The sequence below is a fragment of the Rhodococcus sp. NPDC059179 genome (assembly GCF_042754885.1).
In the GTDB taxonomy this organism is placed as follows: domain Bacteria; phylum Actinomycetota; class Actinomycetes; order Mycobacteriales; family Mycobacteriaceae; genus Rhodococcus_G.
Window position 1 is genome coordinate 141,520 of the sequence record NZ_JBHZBV010000006.1, and the last position, 18,758, is coordinate 160,277.

Here is an 18,758-nt window from a genome sequence, read left to right on the forward strand (position 1 = left end):
CTCTCCCCCCCCCCGCTGCCGGGGGTTTGTTTTTTTTAGAGGGTGGCCTAAAAACATTTAATCTCTCGGCCTTGCGGTCCAGCGGGGTGTGGGGGGGCCCCCGCTCCGCGCCCCCCACGCCACCTAAAACTGTGAAACTACTTCTACTGCTGCGAGGCGCGCAGCATGTCCTCGCGCTCGACGACCTTGATGCGCTCGCGGCCCTCGGGCTCGCCGAGCGAACGCTCGTGGGCGTCGAGCCGGTACCAGCCGTCCCAGGTGGTGAACGGGACCTGCTTGCCCTCGAGGAACGTCACGACCGCGTCCTCCTCGGGCTGCGCCGCGCCCACGAAGTGGGGGGCGTCCTCGAGCAGGCAGGCGATGGTCTCGTTGGCATCGCCCTTGGTGTGACCGATCAGGCCGACCGGACCACGCTTGATCCAGCCGGTGACGTAGGTGCCTGCCAGGTGCGAGCCGTCGTCCGCCGTGACGCGTCCGGCCTCGTTGGGGATGGTGCCTGCCTGGTCGTCGAACGGCAGCTGCGCGATGTTCTGCGACAGGTAGCCGACGGCGCGGTAGACGGCCTGGACGTCCCAGTCGTTGAACTTGCCGGTGCCCTTGACGTTGCCGGTGCCGTCCAGCGCGGTGCGCTCGGTGCGCAGGCCGACGACCTTGCCGTCCTCGCCGAGCACCTCGGTCGGCGACTCGAAGAAGTGCAGGTACAGCTTGTGCGGGCGGTCGCCTGCGTCGCGGATGGCCCAGTCCTGCAGCGTGTTCGCGACCATGTCGACCTGCTTCGACGCGCGGCGCGCGGCCTCCGAGCCCTCGTCGTAGTCGATGTCCTCGGGGTCGACGATGACCTCGATGGTGGGGGAGTGGTCCAGCTCGCGCAGCTCCAGCGGGGTGAACTTGGCCTGGGCCGGTCCGCGGCGGCCGAAGACGTGCACCTCGACGGCCTTGTTGTTCTTGAGGCCCTCGTAGACGTTCGCCGGGATCTCGGTCGGCAGCAGCTCGTCGCCGGTCTTGGCGAGCACGCGCGCGATGTCGAGGGCGACGTTGCCGACGCCGAGCACGGCGACCTTCTCGGCCTCCAGCGGCCAGCTGCGGGCGACGTCGGGGTGGCCGTCGTACCAGGAGACGAAGTCGGCGGCGCCGTAGCTGCCGTCGAGGTCGATGCCCGGGATGTTCAGGTCACGGTCGGCGTTGGCTCCGGTGGAGAAGATCACCGCGTCGTAGAACCTGCGCAGGTCGTCGAGGGTGATATCGGTGCCGTAGTCGATGTTGCCGAGCAGGCGGACCTGCGGCTTGTCGAGCACCTTGTGCAGGGCGGTGATGATGCCCTTGATCCGCGGGTGGTCGGGGGCGACGCCGTAGCGGATCAGGCCGAACGGGGCGGGCATCCGCTCGAACAGGTCGATCGACACGCCGCGTCCGGAGGCAGTATCGGACTTCATGAGGGCGTCGGCGGCATAGATACCGGCGGGGCCGGCACCAACGATGGCCACGCGCAGCGGGCGGGTTTGAGTCATCGGGTGCGAACTACCTTTTCGATGTGCGGACAGTCGGATTAAAGCAAGTGGTCAGGCCATTCTCGGGCCCGCCGAACGGGTTCCAGCCTAGGCTAAGCACACCCTGACCGGTTGTCCGAGGCGAGAGCCCCGAACCGCAACTGTCAATCCTGCGCCTATCGGCGCGCCACCGCTAGGCAGCCCCCGGTTGGGGGGTCACAACCGTTGCTTGTGTCCCTCACTACGGGGTCGGGCGGTCGGTGCGCAACCCTGCCGATCAGGCTGAGCGAAATCATTGTCGGAACCGGTCGCCGCGGCTAGAAATTGCGCTCGTGTCTGCAGTGATCGACATCGACACCGATGTCCCCGCCCCGCTCCGCCCCGTCCCCGCCCGCCCCAGGCGTGGGGACCGGGTGGGCCGGTTCGGGCTGCCCGCGCTCTCGGTGCTGGTGTTCCTCGGGCTCTGGCAGCTCGCCGCGGCCAGCGGGCTGTGGAACGAGGTCTTCGTCCCCTACCCGCGCACCGTGTGGAACGCCGCCGTCGACGCCTCCACCACCCACGACGGGGTTCGCGGCTACCAGGGGTATCTGCTGGTTGAGCACCTCTACATGACGCTGCGGCGCGTCCTCGCGGGAGTGGTGATCGGGGTGGCCGCCGGCGTCGCGCTCGGGCTGGCGATGGGCACCGTTGGATGGGTGCGGCACGTGCTCGAACCGTGGCTGACGTTCCTGCGGGCGTTGCCGCCGCTGGCCTACTTCTTCCTGCTGGTGATCTGGCTGGGCATCGACGAGGCGCCCAAGATCACCCTGCTCGCGCTCGCGGCGCTGCCGCCCGCTGCGGTCGCGACGACGACGGCCGTGCTCGCGGCGCCCGTCACGCTGATCGAGGCGGCGCGGGCGCTCGGCGCCGGCCGGGCCCAGGTGATCCGCGACGTCGTCGTCCCCGCGGCGCTGCCCGAGACCTTCACCGGCATCCGGTTGGCGGTCGGGATCGCCTATTCGTCCGTGGTCGCGGCCGAACTCTTCAACGGGATCCCCGGCGTCGGCGGGATGGTCAAGGACGCCTCGAACTACAACAACACCCCCGTCGTGCTGGTCGGCATCTTTGCGATCGGGCTTTCCGGATTGGTCATCGACGCAGTGCTGCGCGCCGTGGAACGGCGCGCGGTCCCATGGAGAGGAAAACTATGAGTCACCCCCGACGCCGGCGTCGCCGGATCCTGGTCGCGGCCGTCGCAGGAGCGCTCACCCTGACCGCCGCGTCCTGCTCGGTGGACGCCGCAGGGCAGGACGACGGCAAGCCCACCATTCGCGTTGGCTACCAGACCTTTCCGAGCGGCGACCTGGTCGTCAAGAACCAGGGTTGGCTGGAGGAGGCGCTGCCCGACTACAACGTGAGGTGGACCAAGTTCGACTCCGGCGCCGACGTGAACACCGCCTTCGTCGCGGGCGAGCTCGACTTCGGCGCGCTCGGCTCGAGCCCGGTGGCCCGCGGGCTGTCGGCGCCGCTGAACATCCCGTACCAGGTCGCCTTCGTGCTGGACGTGGCAGGCGACAACGAGGCCCTCGTCGCGCGCAACGGCACCGGTATCGAGACCGTCGCGGACCTGCGCGGAAGGAAGGTCGGCACCGCGTTCGCGTCCACCGCGCACTACAGCCTCCTCGCCGCGCTGAACCAGGCAGGGCTGTCCCCGTCCGATGTGCAACTGGTGGACCTGCAGCCGCAGGCCTCGCTCGCGGCGTGGCAGCGCGGCGACATCGACGCCGTCTACACCTGGCTGCCCACCCTCGACGAGATCAGGAAGGACGGCAAGACGCTGATCACCAGCAGGGAGCTGGCCGCCGCGGGCAAGCCGACCCTCGACCTCGGCGTCGTGTCCGCCACGTTCGCGGCCGAGCACCCGGAGGTGGTCGACGCCTGGCGCACGGCGCAGTCCCGCGCGCTGACCACCATCGCCGACGACCCGGCCACCGCGGCGAAGTCCGTGGCCGCGGAGACCGGCACCACCGAGCAGGACGCGGCGGGCCAGCTCAGGCAGGGCGTGTTCCTGCGCCCCGCCGCCTTGTCGTCGCCGGAGTGGCTGGGCACCGAGGGCGCGCCGGGCAACCTGGCGAACAATCTGCACAGCGCGGCCCAGTTCCTCGCCGAGCAGAAGCAGATCTCGAGCGCGCCGGACCTCGCGACCTTCCAGCGCGCGCTCTACGTGAAGGGCCTGCCCGGTGCCGTTCAGTAGCCCTGTGAGTCCTTCTGGCCCACTGGTGGACCAGAAGGACTCACGGGTGGCGGAGCCGCACATCCGGCTCGACGGGGTCGCGCACGCGTACGGCGACGTCACCGCGGTCGGCCCGGTCTCGCTGGACGTCCCGGCCGGGGAGTTCCTGGTTCTCGTCGGGGCCTCCGGCTGCGGGAAGAGCACGCTGCTGCGGCTGATCGCCGGCTTCGAGGCGGCCACCGCGGGCGAGGTCCGCGTCGCAGGGGCGGACCCCGCGCCCGGGGTCACCTCGAGCGTGGTGTTCCAGCACCCGCGGCTGTTCCCGTGGAAGAGCGTCGGCGGCAACGTCGACCTCGCGCTCAAGTACGCGCGCGTGCCGCGGCAGGCCCGGGCCGCACGCCGGGAGGAGCTGCTGGCCCGGGTCGGCCTGGACGGGATGGCGGACCGCCAGATCTGGGAGGTCTCCGGCGGCCAGCAGCAGCGGGTGGCGATTGCCAGGGCCCTCGCCGCGCCGACCTCGCTGCTGCTGCTCGACGAGCCGTTCGCCGCGCTGGACGCGTTGACCCGCGAGCGGCTGCAGGAGGATCTGCGGGAGATGAGCACCTCGTCCCGGCGCACCACCGTGTTCGTCACGCACAGCGCCGAGGAGGCAGTCTTCCTCGGTTCCCGGATTGTGGTGCTGACCGCCAGGCCGGGCCGGATCGCGCTCGACCTGACGGTGGATCTGCCCCGGTCCGGGGTGTCGGCGGACGAGCTGAGGGGGTCCGCCGAGTACGCGGCGCTGCGGGCGGAGGTCGGCCGCGCGGTCAAGGTGGCTGCCGCGGCGTGAACGGTTTCCCTGGCTGTGAAAAACTGATGCCATGAGCTACGCAGGCGACATCACCCCGCAGCAGGCATGGGACCTGCTGCGTGAGCATCCCGAGGCGGTACTCGTGGATGTCCGCACCGATGCCGAGTGGAAGTTCGTGGGTGTCCCCGACACCTCTGACCTCGGCAAACATCCGGTGTTCATCGAGTGGGTGAGCGTGCGAGGAGCCAGGAACGACAACTTCGTCGACCATCTCAAGGAGGCCGGGATCGCCGGCGGCCCCGCGGTGTTCCTGTGCCGGTCCGGCCAGCGCTCCATCGGTGCCGCCGAGGCCGCGACCGCGGCCGGGATCGAACCGTCCTACAACGTCCTCGACGGTTTCGAGGGCGGCATCGACGCCGACGGCCACCGCGGTGCGGTCGGCTGGCGCGCGCTCGGACTCCCCTGGAGGCAGTCGTGAGTGGCGGCATCCCGCAGGGCGGGGCCTTCCGGCGCGAGCTCCCGCCGAACGTCGGCCTCGGCACGCTCGGCGTGCGCGGCGGCGTCATGCGCACCGGGTTCGAGGAGACCTCCGAGGCACTGTTCCTCAACTCCGGTTTCGTCTACGAGTCGGCGGGCGCGGCCGAGCAGGCGTTCACCGGCGAGGTCGACCACTTCGTCTACTCCCGGTACGGCAACCCGACCGTGAAGATGTTCGAGGAGCGGCTGCGCCTGATCGAGGGCGCGGAGGCCTGCTTCGCCACCGCCAGCGGCATGTCCGCGGTGTTCACCGCCCTCGGCGCGCTGCTCAAGGCCGGCGACCGGCTGGTCGCGGCGCGCAGCCTGTTCGGCTCCTGCTTCGTGGTGTGCAACGAGATCCTGCCGCGCTGGGGTGTGGAGACGGTCTTCGTCGACGGCGAGGACCTCGAGCAGTGGGAGCAGGCGCTGTCGGTGCCGACCACCGCGGTGTTCTTCGAGACCCCGTCGAACCCGATGCAGTCGCTCGTGGACGTGCAGCGGGTCGCGGAGCTCGCCCACGCCGCGGGCGCAAAGGTGGTGCTGGACAACGTCTTCGCCACCCCACTGCTGCAGCGCAGCCTCGACCTCGGTGCGGACATCGTGGTGTACTCCGGCACCAAGCACATCGACGGCCAGGGCCGGGTGCTCGGCGGCGCGATCCTCGGGCCCAAGGACTACATCGACGGTCCGGTGCAGAACCTGATGCGGCACACCGGCCCCGCGCTGAGCCCGTTCAACGCGTGGACCCTGCTCAAGGGTCTCGAGACGATGCCGGTGCGGGTGCGGCACTCGGTCGATTCGGCGCTGCAGATCGCCCGGTTCCTCGAGGGGCACGAGTCGGTGCGCTGGGTGAAGTACCCGTACCTCGAGTCGCATCCGCAGCATGAGCTGGCGAAGCGGCAGATGAGCGGCGGCGGCACCGTCGTCACGTTCGAGCTCGATGCGCCGGAGGGGGAGGCCAAGAAGCGGGCCTTCGAGGTGCTCGACGCGCTGCGGGTGGTCGACATCTCGAACAACCTCGGCGACGCGAAGTCGCTGATCACCCATCCGGCCACCACCACGCACCGCGCGATGGGTCCGGAGGGCCGTGCGGCCGTCGGGATCACCGACGGCGTGGTCCGGCTGTCCGTCGGGCTCGAGGACACCGAGGACCTGCTCGCGGACCTGGACGGTGCGCTGCGCTAGCGGCGTAACGGAAATGGCAAGATCGGCTGTGTCGGAAGATCTTTCGGGGTCGGCGTGCCGTCGCCGACCCCGATTCGCGGTGGCTGCGGCACTTCTCGGCGCGGCGGTGCTCGCCTTCGCGACCGGCTGTGCGAGCGGTTCGCAGGAGCAGTCGCCGCCCCCGACCGGCGACGGCGCCTTCCCGGTGACGGTGCAGTCGGGGCCGGCAGACTCGAGTTCTGCCGTCACCATCGGTGCCCGTCCGACGAAGATCGTCTCGCTGAGCCCGTCCGCGACAGAGACGCTGTGGGCGGTCGGTGCGGGCGATCAGGTGGTCGCCGTCGACGACAAGTCCGACTACCCGGCGGGCGTCCCCACCACCGACCTGTCGGGGTTCTCCCCGAACGTCGAGGCGATCATCGGCAAGGGACCGGACCTGGTCATCGCCTCCGACGACACCGGTGGCCTGGTCTCCGGGTTGAAGGCGGCAGGCGTGCCCACCCTGCTGGTGCCCGCCGCGGCGAACCTCGACGAGGCCTACGGGCAGATCGAGCGGGTCGGGTCGGCCACCGGGCACGCGCCGGAGGCGACCGCCCTGACCGCGTCGATGCGCACGGAGATCGCCGAAGCGGTGGCGTCGGTGCCGCAGTCGCAGCCGCGGACCTACTTCCACGAACTCGACGACACCCTGTACACCATCACCGACGGGACCTTCCTCGGTGAGATCTACGCGATGGTCGGGCTGCGGAGCATCGCCGACGGCGGCGGCTCGGGTGGCGACTACCCACAGCTGTCGGCGGAGTATGTCGTCACGGCCGATCCGGACCTGATCTTCCTCGCCGACAGCCAGTGTTGCGGCATCACGCCCGACAAGGTCGCGGCGCGTCCTGGCTGGTCTGGCCTGGCCGCGGTGCGCGACAAGCAGATTCACGTGCTCGACGAGGACCTTGCCAGCCGTTGGGGGCCGCGCGTGGTCGATCTCGTGCGCAGTATCGCCGCCGCCGCGCAGCCAGCCCCGGCCGGGTGAGCGCGACCCGGCGCACGGCGGCGGCGATCGGTGGCGCCGTGGTCGTGCTCATGGCGGCGCTGCTGATCGGCGCCGTCACCGGGCCTGCGGGACTGACCGCGCGCGGGGTGATCGTGGACCTGCTGGACGCGATTCCCGGTGTGCACCTCGACTCGGGGTTGTCCGCGCAGCAACACGCGATCCTGTGGCAGATCCGGCTGCCCCGGGTGGTGCTCGGCGCGCTCGTCGGGGCCACCCTGGCCCTGGCCGGCGCCGCCTACCAGGGGGTGTTCCGCAACCCGCTCGCCGACCCGTTCCTGCTCGGCGTGTCGAGCGGCGCGGGTCTCGGCGCCACCGCGGCGATCGTCTCCGGCGCGGCGTTGGGCACCTTCGGGATTCCGGTCGCGGCGTTCGCGGGCGGCGTCCTCGCGGTCGCCGCGACGTACACGCTTGGCCGCGGCGTCGGGGGCGCCCGTAGCGAGGTGGTGATCATCCTCGCCGGGGTCGCGGTGGCGGCGTTCGCCAACGCGGTGCAGACCTTCCTGCAGCAGAGCCACGACGAGACCCTGCGGCAGGTGTACAGCTGGCTGCTGGGCCGGTTGAGCACCGACGGCTGGACGCAGGTGCTGGTGGTGCTGCCCTACGTGGTGGTGTCTGCGGCGGTGATCGGGCTGCACCGGCGGGTGCTGGACGTGATGGCCGTCGGCGACGTGGAGGCCGCCAGCCTCGGCGTGCACCCGGCCCGCGTGCGGCTGACGCTGGTGGCCGCCGCGACGCTCGGCACCGCCGCGGTGGTCAGCGTCAGCGGGCTGATCGGATTCGTGGGCATCGTGGTGCCGCACGCGATTCGGTTGATCGTCGGGCCAGGGCACCGGCTACTGCTGCCGCTGTCGGTGATCCTCGGCGCCGCGTTCCTGGTGCTGGCCGACGTGGTCGCGCGCACGGCGATGTCGCCTGCCGAGCTCCCGATCGAGGTGGTGACGGCCGCGATCGGCGCGCCGTTCTTCCTGCTGATCCTGCGCCGAGGGCGGCAGGCGTCGTGATCGAGTGCGCGGGACTGCGGGTCGATCGCGGCGGCGTGACCGTGCTCGACGGCGTGGATCTGCGTGTCCGGCAGGGCGAGTGGGTCGCGGTGGTCGGACCGAACGGGGCGGGCAAGACCACGCTGCTGCACGCGCTGGCCGGGTTGGTGCCGTCCACCGGAACGGTGACCGTCGCCGGGCACGATCCCGGCCGGGCCGCCCGGCGGGCGATGTCGCGGGCGGTCGCGCTGATGCCGCAGCGTCCCGTGGTGCCCGAGGGGGTGAGCGTGGCCGAACTCGTCGCGCTCGGCCGCACCCCGCACCTGCCGCGCTTCGGCACCGAGACCGGGCGGGACCGCGAGGTGGTCGAGGCCGTGATCGAACGGCTCGACCTGTCCGGGCTGGCCCGTCGGCAGGCCACCGAACTGTCCGGCGGCGAGTTGCAGCGAGTGGTGCTCGCCCGCGCGCTCGCACAGCAGCCCCGGGTGCTGCTGCTCGACGAGCCGACCAGCGCCCTCGACATCGGCCACCAGCAGCAGGTGCTGGACCTGGTGCAGGGCATGCGCGCCGAGGACGGCATCACGGTGGTGGCGGCGATGCACGACCTCACGCTCGCAGGCCAGTACGGCAGGCGAATCGTCATGCTCGACGGCGGCCGGGTGGTCGCGGACGGGACACCGCGAGAGGTGTTGCGGCCGGACCGGATCAACGAGGTGTACGGGGCAAGGGTGGAGGTTCTCGATCGACCGAGCGGGCCGGTGGTGTTGCCGGTGGGGCCGGACGAGGCGAATACGGGGGAGTCGTGATGGAGGTCGTGTTGCTGGGCACCGGCGCGGCCGACGGCTGGCCGAACCCGTTCTGCGGGTGCGCCTCCTGCCTGACCGTGTTGCGGCGCGGCGAGAATCGCGCGCAGACCGCGGCGCTGGTCGACGACGTGCTGCTGCTCGACTGCGGTCCGGAGGTGCCGCGCGCCGCCGTGGCGGCCGGGCGGACGCTGGCCGGGGTGCGGCACCTGCTGCTCACCCATGCCCATCCGGACCATGTCGGGCCGTTGGCCCTGCTGATGCGGTCGTGGGCGGGGCGCCGGGAACCGCTCGACGTCGTCGGGCCCGCGGAGGCGCTGGACCTGTGCCGGGACTGGGTCGGGCCCGACGACCCCGTCCGCTGGGTGCCGGTGGCGCCTGGCGATGCGGTGCGGGTCGGTTCGTACGACGTCCGGGTCTTGCCCGCGGCGCACAGGGTGATGCGCGAGGGCGATTCGGTGCTCTACGAGATCGGCGGGCGGGGTGGCCGGAAACTGTTGTGGGCCACCGATACCGGACCCTTTCCGGCGTCGGTGCTGGACTCGGTGCGCGGCGCCCGTTACGACGCGGTGTTCCTCGAGGAGACGTTCGGCGACCTCGGCGACCACGACGACGATCACCTCGACCTGCGCACCTTCCCGCGCGCGCTCGCCGCGCTGCGCGAGGCCGGGGCGATCGTCGACGGAACCGACGTGATCGCGGTCCACCTCGGCCACCACAATCCGGCCGACCTCCCGGACCGATTGCGGCCGTGGGGCGTTCGTGTCGTCCCCGATGGCACCGTGGTGTCCCTCGGGCAGGCGCCGGTGCGCGACGAGTCGCCGCGCCGGACCCTGGTGCTCGGGGGCGCGCGGGCGGGCAAGTCCACCCACGCGCAGCGCATGCTCGCCGACCGCGACGACGTCACCTACCTGGCGACCGGCGAAGTTGTCGACGGCGACGCGGAGTGGGCGGCGCGGATCGCCGCGCACCGGGCCTCGCGGCCGGCGTCGTGGACCGTCGTCGAGACCGACGACGTCGCCGGGGTGCTGCGTGGGGCCACCGGGCCGGTGCTGGTCGACTGCCTCGGTACCTGGCTCACCCGGCGCATCGACGCACACGGCGCCTGGGCAGACGAATCGGGGTGGGCGGCAGTGCAATCCGATATTGGCGAGCTGGTCGCCGTGTGGCGAGCTGTGACGGTGCCGGTCGTGGCCGTCAGCAACGAGGTGGGCAGCGGGGTGGTCCCGGCGACCGCGTCCGGTCGCCGGTTCCGGGACCTGCTGGGCCGCCTCAACGCCGCCGTCGCCGCCGGGTCCGAGTCGGTGGTCCTGGTCGTCGCCGGACGCCCCGTCCGCCTTCGTTAGACGATCGCCGCCGAACTCCCCAATGTCACATTGGTTCGGCCAGGCTGAACCAATGTGACATTGGGGAAGTGGGCGGGGGTCAGCTGAACGGGTCGTGGGTCCGGCCAACCAGGTCGGCGACCGAGTCGAGGACCAGCGTCGGCCGGTAGGGGAACATCTCGACGGACTCGCGGGTGGAGATGCCGGTGAGCACCAAGATGGTCTGCAGCCCCGCTTCGAGTCCGGAGACGACGTCGGTGTCCATTCGGTCCCCGATCATCAGGGTGTGCTCGGAGTGCGCTCCGATCGCCCGCAGCGCCGATCGCATCATCAGCGGGTTGGGCTTGCCGACGTAGTACGGCTCGCGGCCGGTGGCCCTGGTGATCAGCGCCGCGACCGACCCCGTCGCGGGCAGCGAACCGTCACGGGAGGGCCCGGTGGCGTCGGGGTTGGTGGCGAGGAAGCGGGCGCCGCGCTCGATGAGCCGGATCGCGGTGGTGATCGCCTCGAACGAGTAGGTGCGCGTCTCGCCAAGCACCACGTAGTCCGGATCGCGTTCGGTGAGCACGTATCCGATGTCGTGCAGCGCGGTGGTGAGGCCGGACTCGCCGACCACGTACGCGCTGCCGTTCGGACGCTGGCTGCGCAGGAAGGTCGCGGTGGCCAGCGCGGAGGTCCAGATGGCCTTCTCGGGGATGTCGAGTCCGGTCTGGAGGAGGCGGGCACGCAGGTCTCGGGGAGTGCGGATCGAGTTGTTGGTCAGCACGATGAACGGGGCTCCCGCCGCCTGCAGTTCGGCCAGGAACTCGTCGGCACCCGGGATCAGGTGGTCCTCGTGGACGAGAACCCCGTCCATGTCCATCAGGTAGGTCCAGCCGGCGCTCCGCTCGATGCTCACCCGTCAAGTGTGCGCGATCGGGTCCGCCGGGTGTGCGATGCACACACGTCGGTGCCGTGACGCCCTCAGAAACGGCGGATGTTGTTGATCGGCGGCAGCTCCGCGAGCGGCATCAATCCGATGGGCACCCCGGCGTCGTAGGCGTTGAACACCAGGCCGGAACCCGCGTAGATGCCGACGTGGTCGGCGGTGCGGAAGGTGATGACGTCGCCGGGTGCCAGTGCGGTGAGCGGGATCTGGCTGCCGACGAGGGCCTGGTCCTCGCTGACCCGGGGCAGTTCCACGCCCGCCTGGCGGAACGCCCACTGCACCAGGCCCGAGCAGTCCCACTCGTCCGGGCCGGTGCCGCCCCACCGGTACGCCTTGCCCGCCTGGGTGGAGGCCGCGGCCAGCGCGGCCAGCCCCGCCGGGCTCGATCTGGCGAGCTCGGCGGCTGCGGACGCGTCGGGGGCCTGGGCAGATCCGGCGGCGGCGGCGTCGAGGCTGCTGGTGGTGGACCGTGCCAGGACGGGCGGGATCACCACGGCGCACGCGGTCAGGGTGATCAACCCCGTCGTCACGAGCGCGGTCCGGAGCCGAGCGCCCCGTCGGCCGTCCGCCGTCGAGGGGGTCATGAGCGGGTCCTTCGGGGTCGGTTCGGGCGCGGTGGAGCACCCAAACTACCCAGGGCAGGTCAGGGCTCGGTGACCTGGACCCTCGCCGTGCCCGGCGCGCGGCTCAGAACCGTCGGACCTGGTTGATCGGGGGCAGGTCGGACAACGGGGTCAGCCCGATCGGTATCCCGGCGCTGTTGGCGTTGAAGACCTCACCGAAGCCGGCGTAGATGCCGACGTGGTCGTTGGCGGCGCGGAAGGTGATGATGTCGCCCGGTGCCATCGCCCACTGCGGGACGGGCGTGCCCGCCCAGGCCTGGTCCTGGCTGACCCGCGGCAGCTTCACCCCGGCCTGCCGGAACGCCCACTGGGTCAGGCCGGAGCAATCCCAGCCGTGCGGTCCGGTGCCACCCCAGACGTAGGGCTTGCCGGTCTGGGTGGTGGCCGCCGCCAGCGCGATGAGGCCGGCGGGGCTCGAGATGGGCAGGGCGAACTCGGCGCTCCCCGCGCTCCCCGAACTGCCTGCGCTCCCCGAACTGCCTGCGCTCCCCGAGCTGCCGGGCTGGGCGAGGGCGGGGGCGACGGGCAGGGCCACGACGCAGGCGGTGAGGGCGGTGGCGGCGAGCGCCCTGCGCAGGTTCTTGCTGGTTCTGCCGTTCGCTGGCGATGGGGTCACGGAAAAGTCCTCCTCGGCTGGCACCTGGAATGGATCTCTGACCTTGAATCACGAAACAGTCACGGAGTGTTACAAGTCACACGCCATTGTGGCCCAAACCGCGACCGTTCGGGGTGAACCGCCGAGGATTCGACGACCCTGATGCGTCGGCCGGTGCGAAGATCAGCCGGTGGCGGAAATCGAGCGGCCCGACGAGCGGTTCACCCTGGCGAGCGAGCGGACGTTCCTGGCCTGGATGCGGACCTCGCTCGGCTTCCTGGCAGGCGGCATCGCCATGGTCCACCTGGTGCCGGAGTTCAGCACCGGTTGGGTGCGCACCCTCCTGGGCTTCACCCTGATCATGCTGGCGGTGGCCGCTTCGCTGGTCGGGATGCGGCGCTGGCTGCAGGTCCGGCACGCGCTCGAGAGCGGCGCTCCGATGCCTGAGGCCAGAGACCTGTGGCTGTTCGCAGTCACGGTGTCGCTGGTCGCGGCGTTCACCGCGGTGGTGACGGTGATCGGCGCGCTCTGAGCGGGGCGGGCAGACGCCGTGCGTGACCCCACGCGGCGCGCCGTATGTGTGCCGTGCATAGTGAGTCTCGGTCGTGACGGGTAGCACTCGCTAGGAGGAACGGTGGCTCTCAAGCTCGGATACAAGGCGTCCGCGGAGCAGTTCGGTCCGCGCGAGCTGGTGGAACTCGCCGTCCTGGCCGAGGCCCACGGCCTCGACAGCGCAACGGTGAGTGATCATTTCCAGCCGTGGCGGCACAACGGCGGGCACGCGCCGTTCTCGCTCGCCTGGATGACCGCCGTCGGCGAGCGCACCACCACGCTGCAGCTCGGCACCTCGGTGATGACCCCGTCCTTCCGCTACAACCCGGCCGTCGTGGCTCAGGCGTTCGCGACGATGGGCTGCCTGTACCCGGGACGCATCATGCTCGGCGTCGGCACCGGCGAGGCGCTCAACGAGATCGCCACCGGTTACCAGGGCGAGTGGCCGGAGTTCAAGGAGCGGTTCGCGCGGCTGCGCGAGTCCGTGCAGCTGATGCGCAAGCTGTGGACCGGCGAGCGGGTCGACTTCGAGGGCGAGTACTACCGCACCGCGGGCGCCTCGATCTACGACGTGCCCGAGGGCGGCATCCCCGTGTACATCGCGGCGGGCGGCCCGGTCGTCGCCCGGTACGCGGGCCGCGCAGGCGACGGTTTCATCTGCACCTCCGGCAAGGGCATGGACCTCTACACCGAGAAGCTGATGCCCGCCGTCGCCGAGGGGGCGGAGAAGGTCGGCCGCACGACCGCGGACATCGACCGGATGATCGAGATCAAGATCTCCTACGACACCGATCCCGCGCTGGCGCTGGAGAACACCCGGTTCTGGGCGCCGCTGTCGCTGACCGCCGAGCAGAAGCACAGCATCGAGGACCCGATCGAGATGGAGGCCGCCGCGGACGCGCTGCCCATCGAGCAGGTCGCCAAGCGGTGGATCGTCGCCTCCGATCCCGACGAGGCGGTCGAGCAGGTCAAGCAGTACGTCGACGCGGGCCTGAACCACCTGGTGTTCCACGCGCCCGGCCACGACCAGCGACGGTTCCTGGAGCTGTTCGAACGGGACCTGGCTCCGCGGCTGCGCGCGCTCGGCTAGGTCCCGCTCGACGCGAGCTGTGCCTGCCACCGGGTGCGGTGGCAGGCACGACTCCGAACCCGCAGTCCTTCTCAGCCCGCAGCCTTCGTCACGAGCTCGCCGATCCGTGTCTCGTCGGCGGCGGTCAACGTGGTCAGAGCGAACGCGGTCGGCCACATGGCGCCGTCGTCGAGGTGTGCCGTGTCGTTGAAGCCGAGCGTGGCGTACCGCGCCTTGAACTTCTCCGCGCTCTGGAAGAAACACACGACCTTGCCGTCCCTGGCGTACGCGGGCATGCCGTACCAGAGTTTCGGCGTCAGGTCCGGCGCGCCCGCCCTGACGATGGCGTGGATCCGTTCGGCCATGGCGCGATCGGATTCCGCCATCGCGGCGATCTTCTCCAGCACGTCCTTCTCCCCGTCGGCCTTGGTCGCGCGCGGGCCGCGGCGGACTGCCGTCTTCAGCTCCTGGGCGTGCTCCTTCATCGCGGCGCGTTCTTCGTCCGTGAATCCGACGGCGGACTTGGTCTTCGTGGTGGTGCGTGTTGTCGACTTCTGAGCGTTCATCAGCCGGTCTCCTCCTGCTTGGTGGGAACGAACTCGCTGCTCGGGAACTGACGCGTCAGGCCGCTTGCCAGGCGAACCCGTCGGGGTCGGTGAAGGTCCCGGCGTCACTGCCGATGACGATCCGGTGCGATCCGGTGCCCTCCGGGGAAACGCCGGCATCCTTCGCTGCGGCCCGGCGCCCGTAGAGCGCCAGCCTGACGGGCGACCCAGGGGTGGCGAACTCGACATACTTGCTGCCGAAGCTCTTTCCCACAGCCAGGCCGCGGTCGACGTAGAACTGCTTGCTCGCCTTGACGTCCTCGACCCCCAACAGCAGCACGACGTCGTCGACCTCACGGGTGACCGGGGCGGTGTCCCTCTTCTTCGATGTCGCGACCTTCCAGATCGCTCCGTCCGGGCCCTGGACCACGCCGCCGTACCCCCAGAAGCTCTTCTTGGCCGGCTTCAGCGACGTGAAGCCGGCCTCGAGCGCGGTGCCGAGGAGGCTGTCGACGGTGCTCGGCTGGGACACCACGAGCGACATGACGAATCCGCGAAAGCCGGTCGTCGGTTCCTCAGACGCGCGGACCCTCACCTTGTCGCCCAACCCGAAGGCGGCGGTGTAGAAGGCCTCGGCGGCCTTGGCGTCGGGTACTTCGAGGGTGATGGGTTCGATGGAGGTCATGGCAGTTCCTTCGGTGAGGTGGGGTCGGTGTCCGGGCTGATGCTCGGTGTCGTTGAGTGCGCTCGGTCCCGGGTACTCAGCGGTCCTGGATCAGGCCGAGGGTGTTGCCGTCGGTGTCGGTCACGGTGGCCACCAGGCGGCCTGCACCGACGTCGTGCGCGGGTTCCGTCACGGTGGCGCCCGCCGCGGTCATCTCGGCCAGCTTCGCCTCGATGTCCGGCACGTGCCAGTAGGCCACCGGCACGGTCATGCCCTGCGGCCCACCACCCGGCACCAGGCCGATGTGCTGGCCCTCGGACTCGAAGCCGACGTAGTAGGGCGAGTCGGCCTGCGGCGCCTCGCCGAGCAGGGCGGAATAGAGCGCCTTGGCCGTGGTCAGGTCGGACACGGGAAACAGCACGGTCTTGATTCCCTGGGTGGGAGAGCTGGTCATGATCACTCCTGAAGTCGTGGGCCGCATCGACCCGGTTGGTCCGTCTGTCGAGGTGAATCGGACGTGTTCACAGCATCTCCGCCTGCGGGCCGGGCCACATCCGTGGCGACCACGGAACCGTCCACTGATCGGGCCCGCGGTGGCCACCACGGAATCCGGCCGATCGGTCTGAGCACGAGGCGGATACGGCAGGATGGGGCCCATGACGGCGACGGTGGAGATCTCGGCGCGGGAAGCCGAGGTGCTGGCGCTGCTGGGGGAGCACCTCAGCAACGCCGAGATCGGTGCGCGACTGTTCATCTCGGTGCGGACCGTGGAGAGCCACGTCTCCTCGCTCCTGCGCAAGCTGGGGGTTCCGGATCGGCGCGGGCTGGCTCAGCGCGCGTCCGAGCTGGCTACCACCGACCGGCCGCACCCGGCGCCCGTCCTGCCTGCGCCGCTGACCTCGTTCATCGGCCGGACGCGGGAACGGGCCGAGCTGACCGAGTTGATCAAGGGCCAGCGGCAGGTGACCGCGATCGGGCCCGGCGGAGTCGGCAAGACCCGGCTCGCGTTGACGGTCGCCGCGGAGGCGGCCGGTGACTACTCCGACGGGGTGTGGTTCGTCGACCTGGTGCCGATCACCAGCCCGGAGGTGGCCGTGGTGGCAGGCGCCGTCGCCGTCGCCCTCGGCCTCGGCGAGCAGCCCGGCCGGGGCATGGACGAATCGGTGCTGGACGCGCTGGCCGACCGTCACGCACTGCTGGTCCTGGACAACTGCGAACACCTGCGGGATGGCGTGGCGCCCTTCATCGAACGGCTGCTCGCCGCGTGCCCCCGGGTGACGGTGCTGGCGACCAGCCGGGCCCGGTTGATGGTGCCGTTCGAGCGGGTGTTCACGGTGCCGCCGATGTCGTTGGCGGGTGAGGGGGAGTCGGACGCGGTCGCGTTGTTCATGGACCGCGCGGCTGCGGGTGGCTGGCCGCCGAATCACGCACTGCGGGATCAGGTCTCGGCGTTCTGCGAGCGGCTCGACGGTGTGGCGCTGGCGATCGAGCTGGCCGCGGCCCGCTGGACCACGCTCGGGCTCGATGGCCTCACCGCAGGCCTTTCCGACCAGCTCCGGATGCTCGCAGGCGGCGCAAGGACCGAGGACCGGCACCGCTCGGTGCGAGCGGCGCTGGACTGGAGCCACGCCCTGCTGGAGCCGGACGATCGAGTGCTCCTGCGTCAGGTCTCGGTGTTCATGAAGTCGTTCACAGCCCAGGCGGCGGCGCAGGTGGCCGGGGCCGAGACCGGCGTCGTCGCAGACGGATTGGCCCGGCTCGCCGAGCAGAGTCTGCTGGTGGTGACGGCGTCCGGCGGCGGCACCGAGTACCGGGCGCTGGAAACCATCCGCCAATACGGGATGGAGCGGCTCACGGTGGCCGGTGAGCGCGACGACGTCCGGGTGCGGCACCTCCGCTGGTGCCTGGCCGAGGCGACCGATCTGGCGGTCGCACGAGCGGACCGGCGGGCACGATTCGACGCGGTGGCCGACGACCTTCGCGCCGCGCTTTCGTGGGCTGCCGACCGGCCGGAGCGGCGTGCGCAGGCGTATGAGCTCGCCCGGCACCTGGCGGAGCTGACCTTCGCCCGGCACCTGATCGGCGAGTCCCAGCTGCGGTACGAGCAGGCGGCCGCGCTCGCGGACGACGCGGCAGCCGCTTCGATGCTCCGGCATGCCGCAGCCGTCGCCGGGTGCCTGATGCGCGGCGACGACATGTACCGCTTCAGCCGCGAGGCCGCGGCCGCCGCCCGCCGATCGGGGGACACCGCGGGCGCCGCAGCCGACCTGGCGACCGCCGCCGCCAACGCGTACCGGTTCTCGAGCAAGTTCGTGCGGATCCTGCCGCCGGAGGAGGCGATCGCGCTCATCGCCGAGGCACGGGAGCTGGCAGGCGATGACCCGGCCGCCGAGGCCGCGGTGGCGCTGGCCGAGGCCGGGAGGGCGCTCACCGACGCGTTCGGTGCCGCCCAGGGCCCAGCCGACGATGCCGTGCCGGAGACGATCGCGCGCGCCGAACGGGCGGTCGAGCTCGCGCACCGCACGGGCGACTCGCTCGCGGAGTCCGCCGCGCTTGACACACTCACCGGCGCCAAGAGCTGGGCCGGGGACACCTTCGCCGCCGCGGCCACGGCACGGCGACGGATCGCGCTGTTCTCGTCCGCACCGGATGGTCCGGCAGGCACCCACGAGCTGATCGAGGCGCTCGGTGAGGCCACCGAGGCGGGACTCGGCGCTGGGGACCTGCCGGGTGCCCGCCGGTGGGCGCAGCAACTAGCCGATCATCCGTTGCTGGCCGAGGTCGGCCACCGCGCGACGAGCCAGCTCCTGGTGGCGGATGCGTTGGCGGGCAACGTCGACGAGGTCCGCACCCGCAGCGCCCGATTCCTCGAGGCATGGCAGCGGGCCGGGAGCCCCGCCGGATCTGCGCTCGGCCCGGCGGTGGCCGGAGTGGCAATGATCCATGGCCTCCGCGATGACCACGATGCCCGGTCCGAATGGAACGCGGTCCAGGGCCGGCTCGGCATCCCGTCGGAGCAGGGCCACGGCTACCAGGCGGTGTTCGACGCGATCCTGATGCTGCACAACGGACAGGCAGGCGCGGCGCTGGACCGGACGGCGGAGCCCGGCGAGGTGTGGCGATGGGTCACCTGGATCTGGCTCCACTGGTATGTGGCGCTGCGCGCCGAAGCCGCCGTGCTCGCCGGGCACTCCGATGCGGGCGACCGCCTTGCCGAGGCCCGGGCCATCGTGGCAGGGAACCCCGTCGCCGGTGCCATTGTGGAGCGGGCCGACGCGCTGCTCGCCGAGGACCGGGAGCGGCTGCTCGCCACGGCGGATGCGTTCGACGCGGCCGGTTGCCGGTACCAGTCGGCGCGGACCAGAGTGCTGGCCGGGGGCGACCATGCTGCCCGCGGGGCGGCCGAGCTCGCCGATCTCGGCCTCGCCCCGATGGCCGCGGCCCGGTGGTAGGCGTC

The 18,758-nt window shown here is 71.2% G+C and carries 19 protein-coding genes; 12 read left to right on the plus strand and 7 right to left on the minus strand.

What is annotated here, in order from left to right:
• Positions 1-143 precede the first annotated feature (143 nt).
• Positions 144-1,508, minus strand: coding sequence for an FAD-dependent oxidoreductase (locus tag ACFXMV_RS14680; RefSeq protein ID WP_378503666.1), 1,365 nt, complete (start codon positions 1,506-1,508; stop codon positions 144-146).
• 311 nt (positions 1,509-1,819) lie between these two features.
• On the opposite strand from ACFXMV_RS14680, the gene ACFXMV_RS14685 reads away from it, so the two are divergent.
• The 9 genes from ACFXMV_RS14685 to ACFXMV_RS14725 are packed head-to-tail and all read left to right on the plus strand — an operon-like array spanning position 1,820 to position 10,346.
• Entirely contained in the window at positions 1,820-2,677 is an 858-nt protein-coding gene (locus tag ACFXMV_RS14685; protein WP_378503665.1) for an ABC transporter permease, read from the plus strand.
• Positions 2,674-3,720, plus strand: a complete 1,047-nt coding sequence (locus ACFXMV_RS14690; RefSeq protein ID WP_378500924.1) for a glycine betaine ABC transporter substrate-binding protein — start codon at positions 2,674-2,676, stop codon at positions 3,718-3,720. The genes ACFXMV_RS14685 and ACFXMV_RS14690 overlap by 4 nt, the downstream gene beginning before the upstream one ends.
• A gap of 46 nt (positions 3,721-3,766) precedes the next feature.
• Positions 3,767-4,528: an ABC transporter ATP-binding protein gene (locus tag ACFXMV_RS14695; RefSeq protein ID WP_378500925.1), complete on the plus strand. Its 762-nt coding sequence runs from the start codon at positions 3,767-3,769 to the stop codon at positions 4,526-4,528.
• Between the two features lie 31 nt (positions 4,529-4,559).
• Positions 4,560-4,967 (plus strand): rhodanese-like domain-containing protein, encoded by a 408-nt coding sequence (locus ACFXMV_RS14700; RefSeq protein WP_378500926.1) that lies wholly within the window; start codon positions 4,560-4,562, stop codon positions 4,965-4,967.
• Complete coding sequence (locus ACFXMV_RS14705; RefSeq protein ID WP_378500929.1) at positions 4,952-6,190, plus strand: O-succinylhomoserine sulfhydrylase; 1,239 nt, start codon at positions 4,952-4,954, stop codon at positions 6,188-6,190. Before ACFXMV_RS14700 ends, ACFXMV_RS14705 begins: the two co-directional genes overlap by 16 nt.
• Before the next feature lie 13 nt (positions 6,191-6,203).
• Positions 6,204-7,196: an ABC transporter substrate-binding protein gene (locus ACFXMV_RS14710; protein WP_378500927.1), complete on the plus strand. Its 993-nt coding sequence runs from the start codon at positions 6,204-6,206 to the stop codon at positions 7,194-7,196.
• 50 nt (positions 7,197-7,246) lie between these two features.
• The gene (locus ACFXMV_RS14715) at positions 7,247-8,218 is read left to right on the plus strand and encodes a FecCD family ABC transporter permease (protein WP_378500930.1); all 972 of its coding nucleotides are present in this window, start codon (positions 7,247-7,249) and stop codon (positions 8,216-8,218) included.
• Positions 8,215-9,003, plus strand: coding sequence for an ABC transporter ATP-binding protein (locus tag ACFXMV_RS14720; RefSeq protein ID WP_378503664.1), 789 nt, complete (start codon positions 8,215-8,217; stop codon positions 9,001-9,003). Before ACFXMV_RS14715 ends, ACFXMV_RS14720 begins: the two co-directional genes overlap by 4 nt.
• Positions 9,003-10,346: a bifunctional adenosylcobinamide kinase/adenosylcobinamide-phosphate guanylyltransferase gene (locus ACFXMV_RS14725; RefSeq protein WP_378503663.1), complete on the plus strand. Its 1,344-nt coding sequence runs from the start codon at positions 9,003-9,005 to the stop codon at positions 10,344-10,346. Before ACFXMV_RS14720 ends, ACFXMV_RS14725 begins: the two co-directional genes overlap by 1 nt.
• Before the next feature lie 79 nt (positions 10,347-10,425).
• Here ACFXMV_RS14725 and ACFXMV_RS14730 read toward each other — a convergent pair whose 3' ends face one another.
• From ACFXMV_RS14730 to ACFXMV_RS14740, 3 genes are all read right to left on the minus strand, one after another.
• A complete protein-coding gene (locus tag ACFXMV_RS14730) occupies positions 10,426-11,187 on the minus strand; it encodes an HAD-IIA family hydrolase (RefSeq protein WP_378501515.1) in 762 nt (253 codons plus the stop codon).
• 101 nt (positions 11,188-11,288) lie between these two features.
• Positions 11,289-11,837, minus strand: coding sequence for a C40 family peptidase (locus tag ACFXMV_RS14735; protein ID WP_378501511.1), 549 nt, complete (start codon positions 11,835-11,837; stop codon positions 11,289-11,291).
• 103 nt (positions 11,838-11,940) lie between these two features.
• Positions 11,941-12,492, minus strand: coding sequence for a C40 family peptidase (locus ACFXMV_RS14740; RefSeq protein ID WP_378501512.1), 552 nt, complete (start codon positions 12,490-12,492; stop codon positions 11,941-11,943).
• Positions 12,493-12,661: 169 nt separating this feature from the next.
• On the opposite strand from ACFXMV_RS14740, the gene ACFXMV_RS14745 reads away from it, so the two are divergent.
• Together ACFXMV_RS14745 and fgd are read left to right on the plus strand one after the other, a co-directional pair.
• Complete coding sequence (locus ACFXMV_RS14745; RefSeq protein ID WP_378501513.1) at positions 12,662-13,003, plus strand: YidH family protein; 342 nt, start codon at positions 12,662-12,664, stop codon at positions 13,001-13,003.
• 102 nt (positions 13,004-13,105) lie between these two features.
• Entirely contained in the window at positions 13,106-14,113 is a 1,008-nt protein-coding gene (gene fgd, locus ACFXMV_RS14750; RefSeq protein WP_378501514.1) for a glucose-6-phosphate dehydrogenase (coenzyme-F420), read from the plus strand.
• A gap of 71 nt (positions 14,114-14,184) precedes the next feature.
• On the opposite strand, the gene ACFXMV_RS14755 is transcribed toward fgd, so the two are convergent.
• The 3 genes from ACFXMV_RS14755 to ACFXMV_RS14765 all read right to left on the minus strand — a co-directional run bounded on the left by ACFXMV_RS14755 (position 14,185) and on the right by ACFXMV_RS14765 (position 15,755).
• Positions 14,185-14,658 carry an iron chaperone gene (locus tag ACFXMV_RS14755; RefSeq protein ID WP_378499982.1) on the minus strand — a complete coding sequence of 158 codons (474 nt, stop codon included), beginning with the start codon at positions 14,656-14,658 and terminating at the stop codon, positions 14,185-14,187.
• A 55-nt stretch (positions 14,659-14,713) separates the two neighbouring features.
• Positions 14,714-15,322: a glyoxalase gene (locus ACFXMV_RS14760; RefSeq protein ID WP_378499981.1), complete on the minus strand. Its 609-nt coding sequence runs from the start codon at positions 15,320-15,322 to the stop codon at positions 14,714-14,716.
• Between the two features lie 76 nt (positions 15,323-15,398).
• Positions 15,399-15,755, minus strand: coding sequence for a VOC family protein (locus ACFXMV_RS14765; protein WP_378499980.1), 357 nt, complete (start codon positions 15,753-15,755; stop codon positions 15,399-15,401).
• 202 nt (positions 15,756-15,957) lie between these two features.
• Here ACFXMV_RS14765 and ACFXMV_RS14770 point away from each other — a divergent pair, with 202 nt between their 5' ends.
• A complete protein-coding gene (locus ACFXMV_RS14770; RefSeq protein WP_378499979.1) occupies positions 15,958-18,753 on the plus strand; it encodes an ATP-binding protein in 2,796 nt (931 codons plus the stop codon).
• Positions 18,754-18,758 lie beyond the last annotated feature (5 nt).

Coding starts and splice junctions, on each gene's coding strand:
- ACFXMV_RS14680 (WP_378503666.1), bottom strand. CDS start 1,508: ATGACTCAAACCCGCCCGCTGCGCGTGGCCATCGTTGGTGCCGGCCCC.
- ACFXMV_RS14690 (WP_378500924.1), top strand. CDS start 2,674: ATGAGTCACCCCCGACGCCGGCGTCGCCGGATCCTGGTCGCGGCCGTC.
- ACFXMV_RS14700 (WP_378500926.1), top strand. CDS start 4,560: ATGAGCTACGCAGGCGACATCACCCCGCAGCAGGCATGGGACCTGCTG.
- ACFXMV_RS14710 (WP_378500927.1), top strand. CDS start 6,204: ATGGCAAGATCGGCTGTGTCGGAAGATCTTTCGGGGTCGGCGTGCCGT.
- ACFXMV_RS14715 (WP_378500930.1), top strand. CDS start 7,247: ATGGCGGCGCTGCTGATCGGCGCCGTCACCGGGCCTGCGGGACTGACC.
- ACFXMV_RS14725 (WP_378503663.1), top strand. CDS start 9,003: ATGGAGGTCGTGTTGCTGGGCACCGGCGCGGCCGACGGCTGGCCGAAC.
- ACFXMV_RS14730 (WP_378501515.1), bottom strand. CDS start 11,187: ATGGACATGGACGGGGTTCTCGTCCACGAGGACCACCTGATCCCGGGT.
- ACFXMV_RS14735 (WP_378501511.1), bottom strand. CDS start 11,837: ATGACCCCCTCGACGGCGGACGGCCGACGGGGCGCTCGGCTCCGGACC.
- ACFXMV_RS14755 (WP_378499982.1), bottom strand. CDS start 14,658: ATGAACGCTCAGAAGTCGACAACACGCACCACCACGAAGACCAAGTCC.
- ACFXMV_RS14760 (WP_378499981.1), bottom strand. CDS start 15,322: ATGACCTCCATCGAACCCATCACCCTCGAAGTACCCGACGCCAAGGCC.
- ACFXMV_RS14765 (WP_378499980.1), bottom strand. CDS start 15,755: ATGACCAGCTCTCCCACCCAGGGAATCAAGACCGTGCTGTTTCCCGTG.
- ACFXMV_RS14770 (WP_378499979.1), top strand. CDS start 15,958: ATGACGGCGACGGTGGAGATCTCGGCGCGGGAAGCCGAGGTGCTGGCG.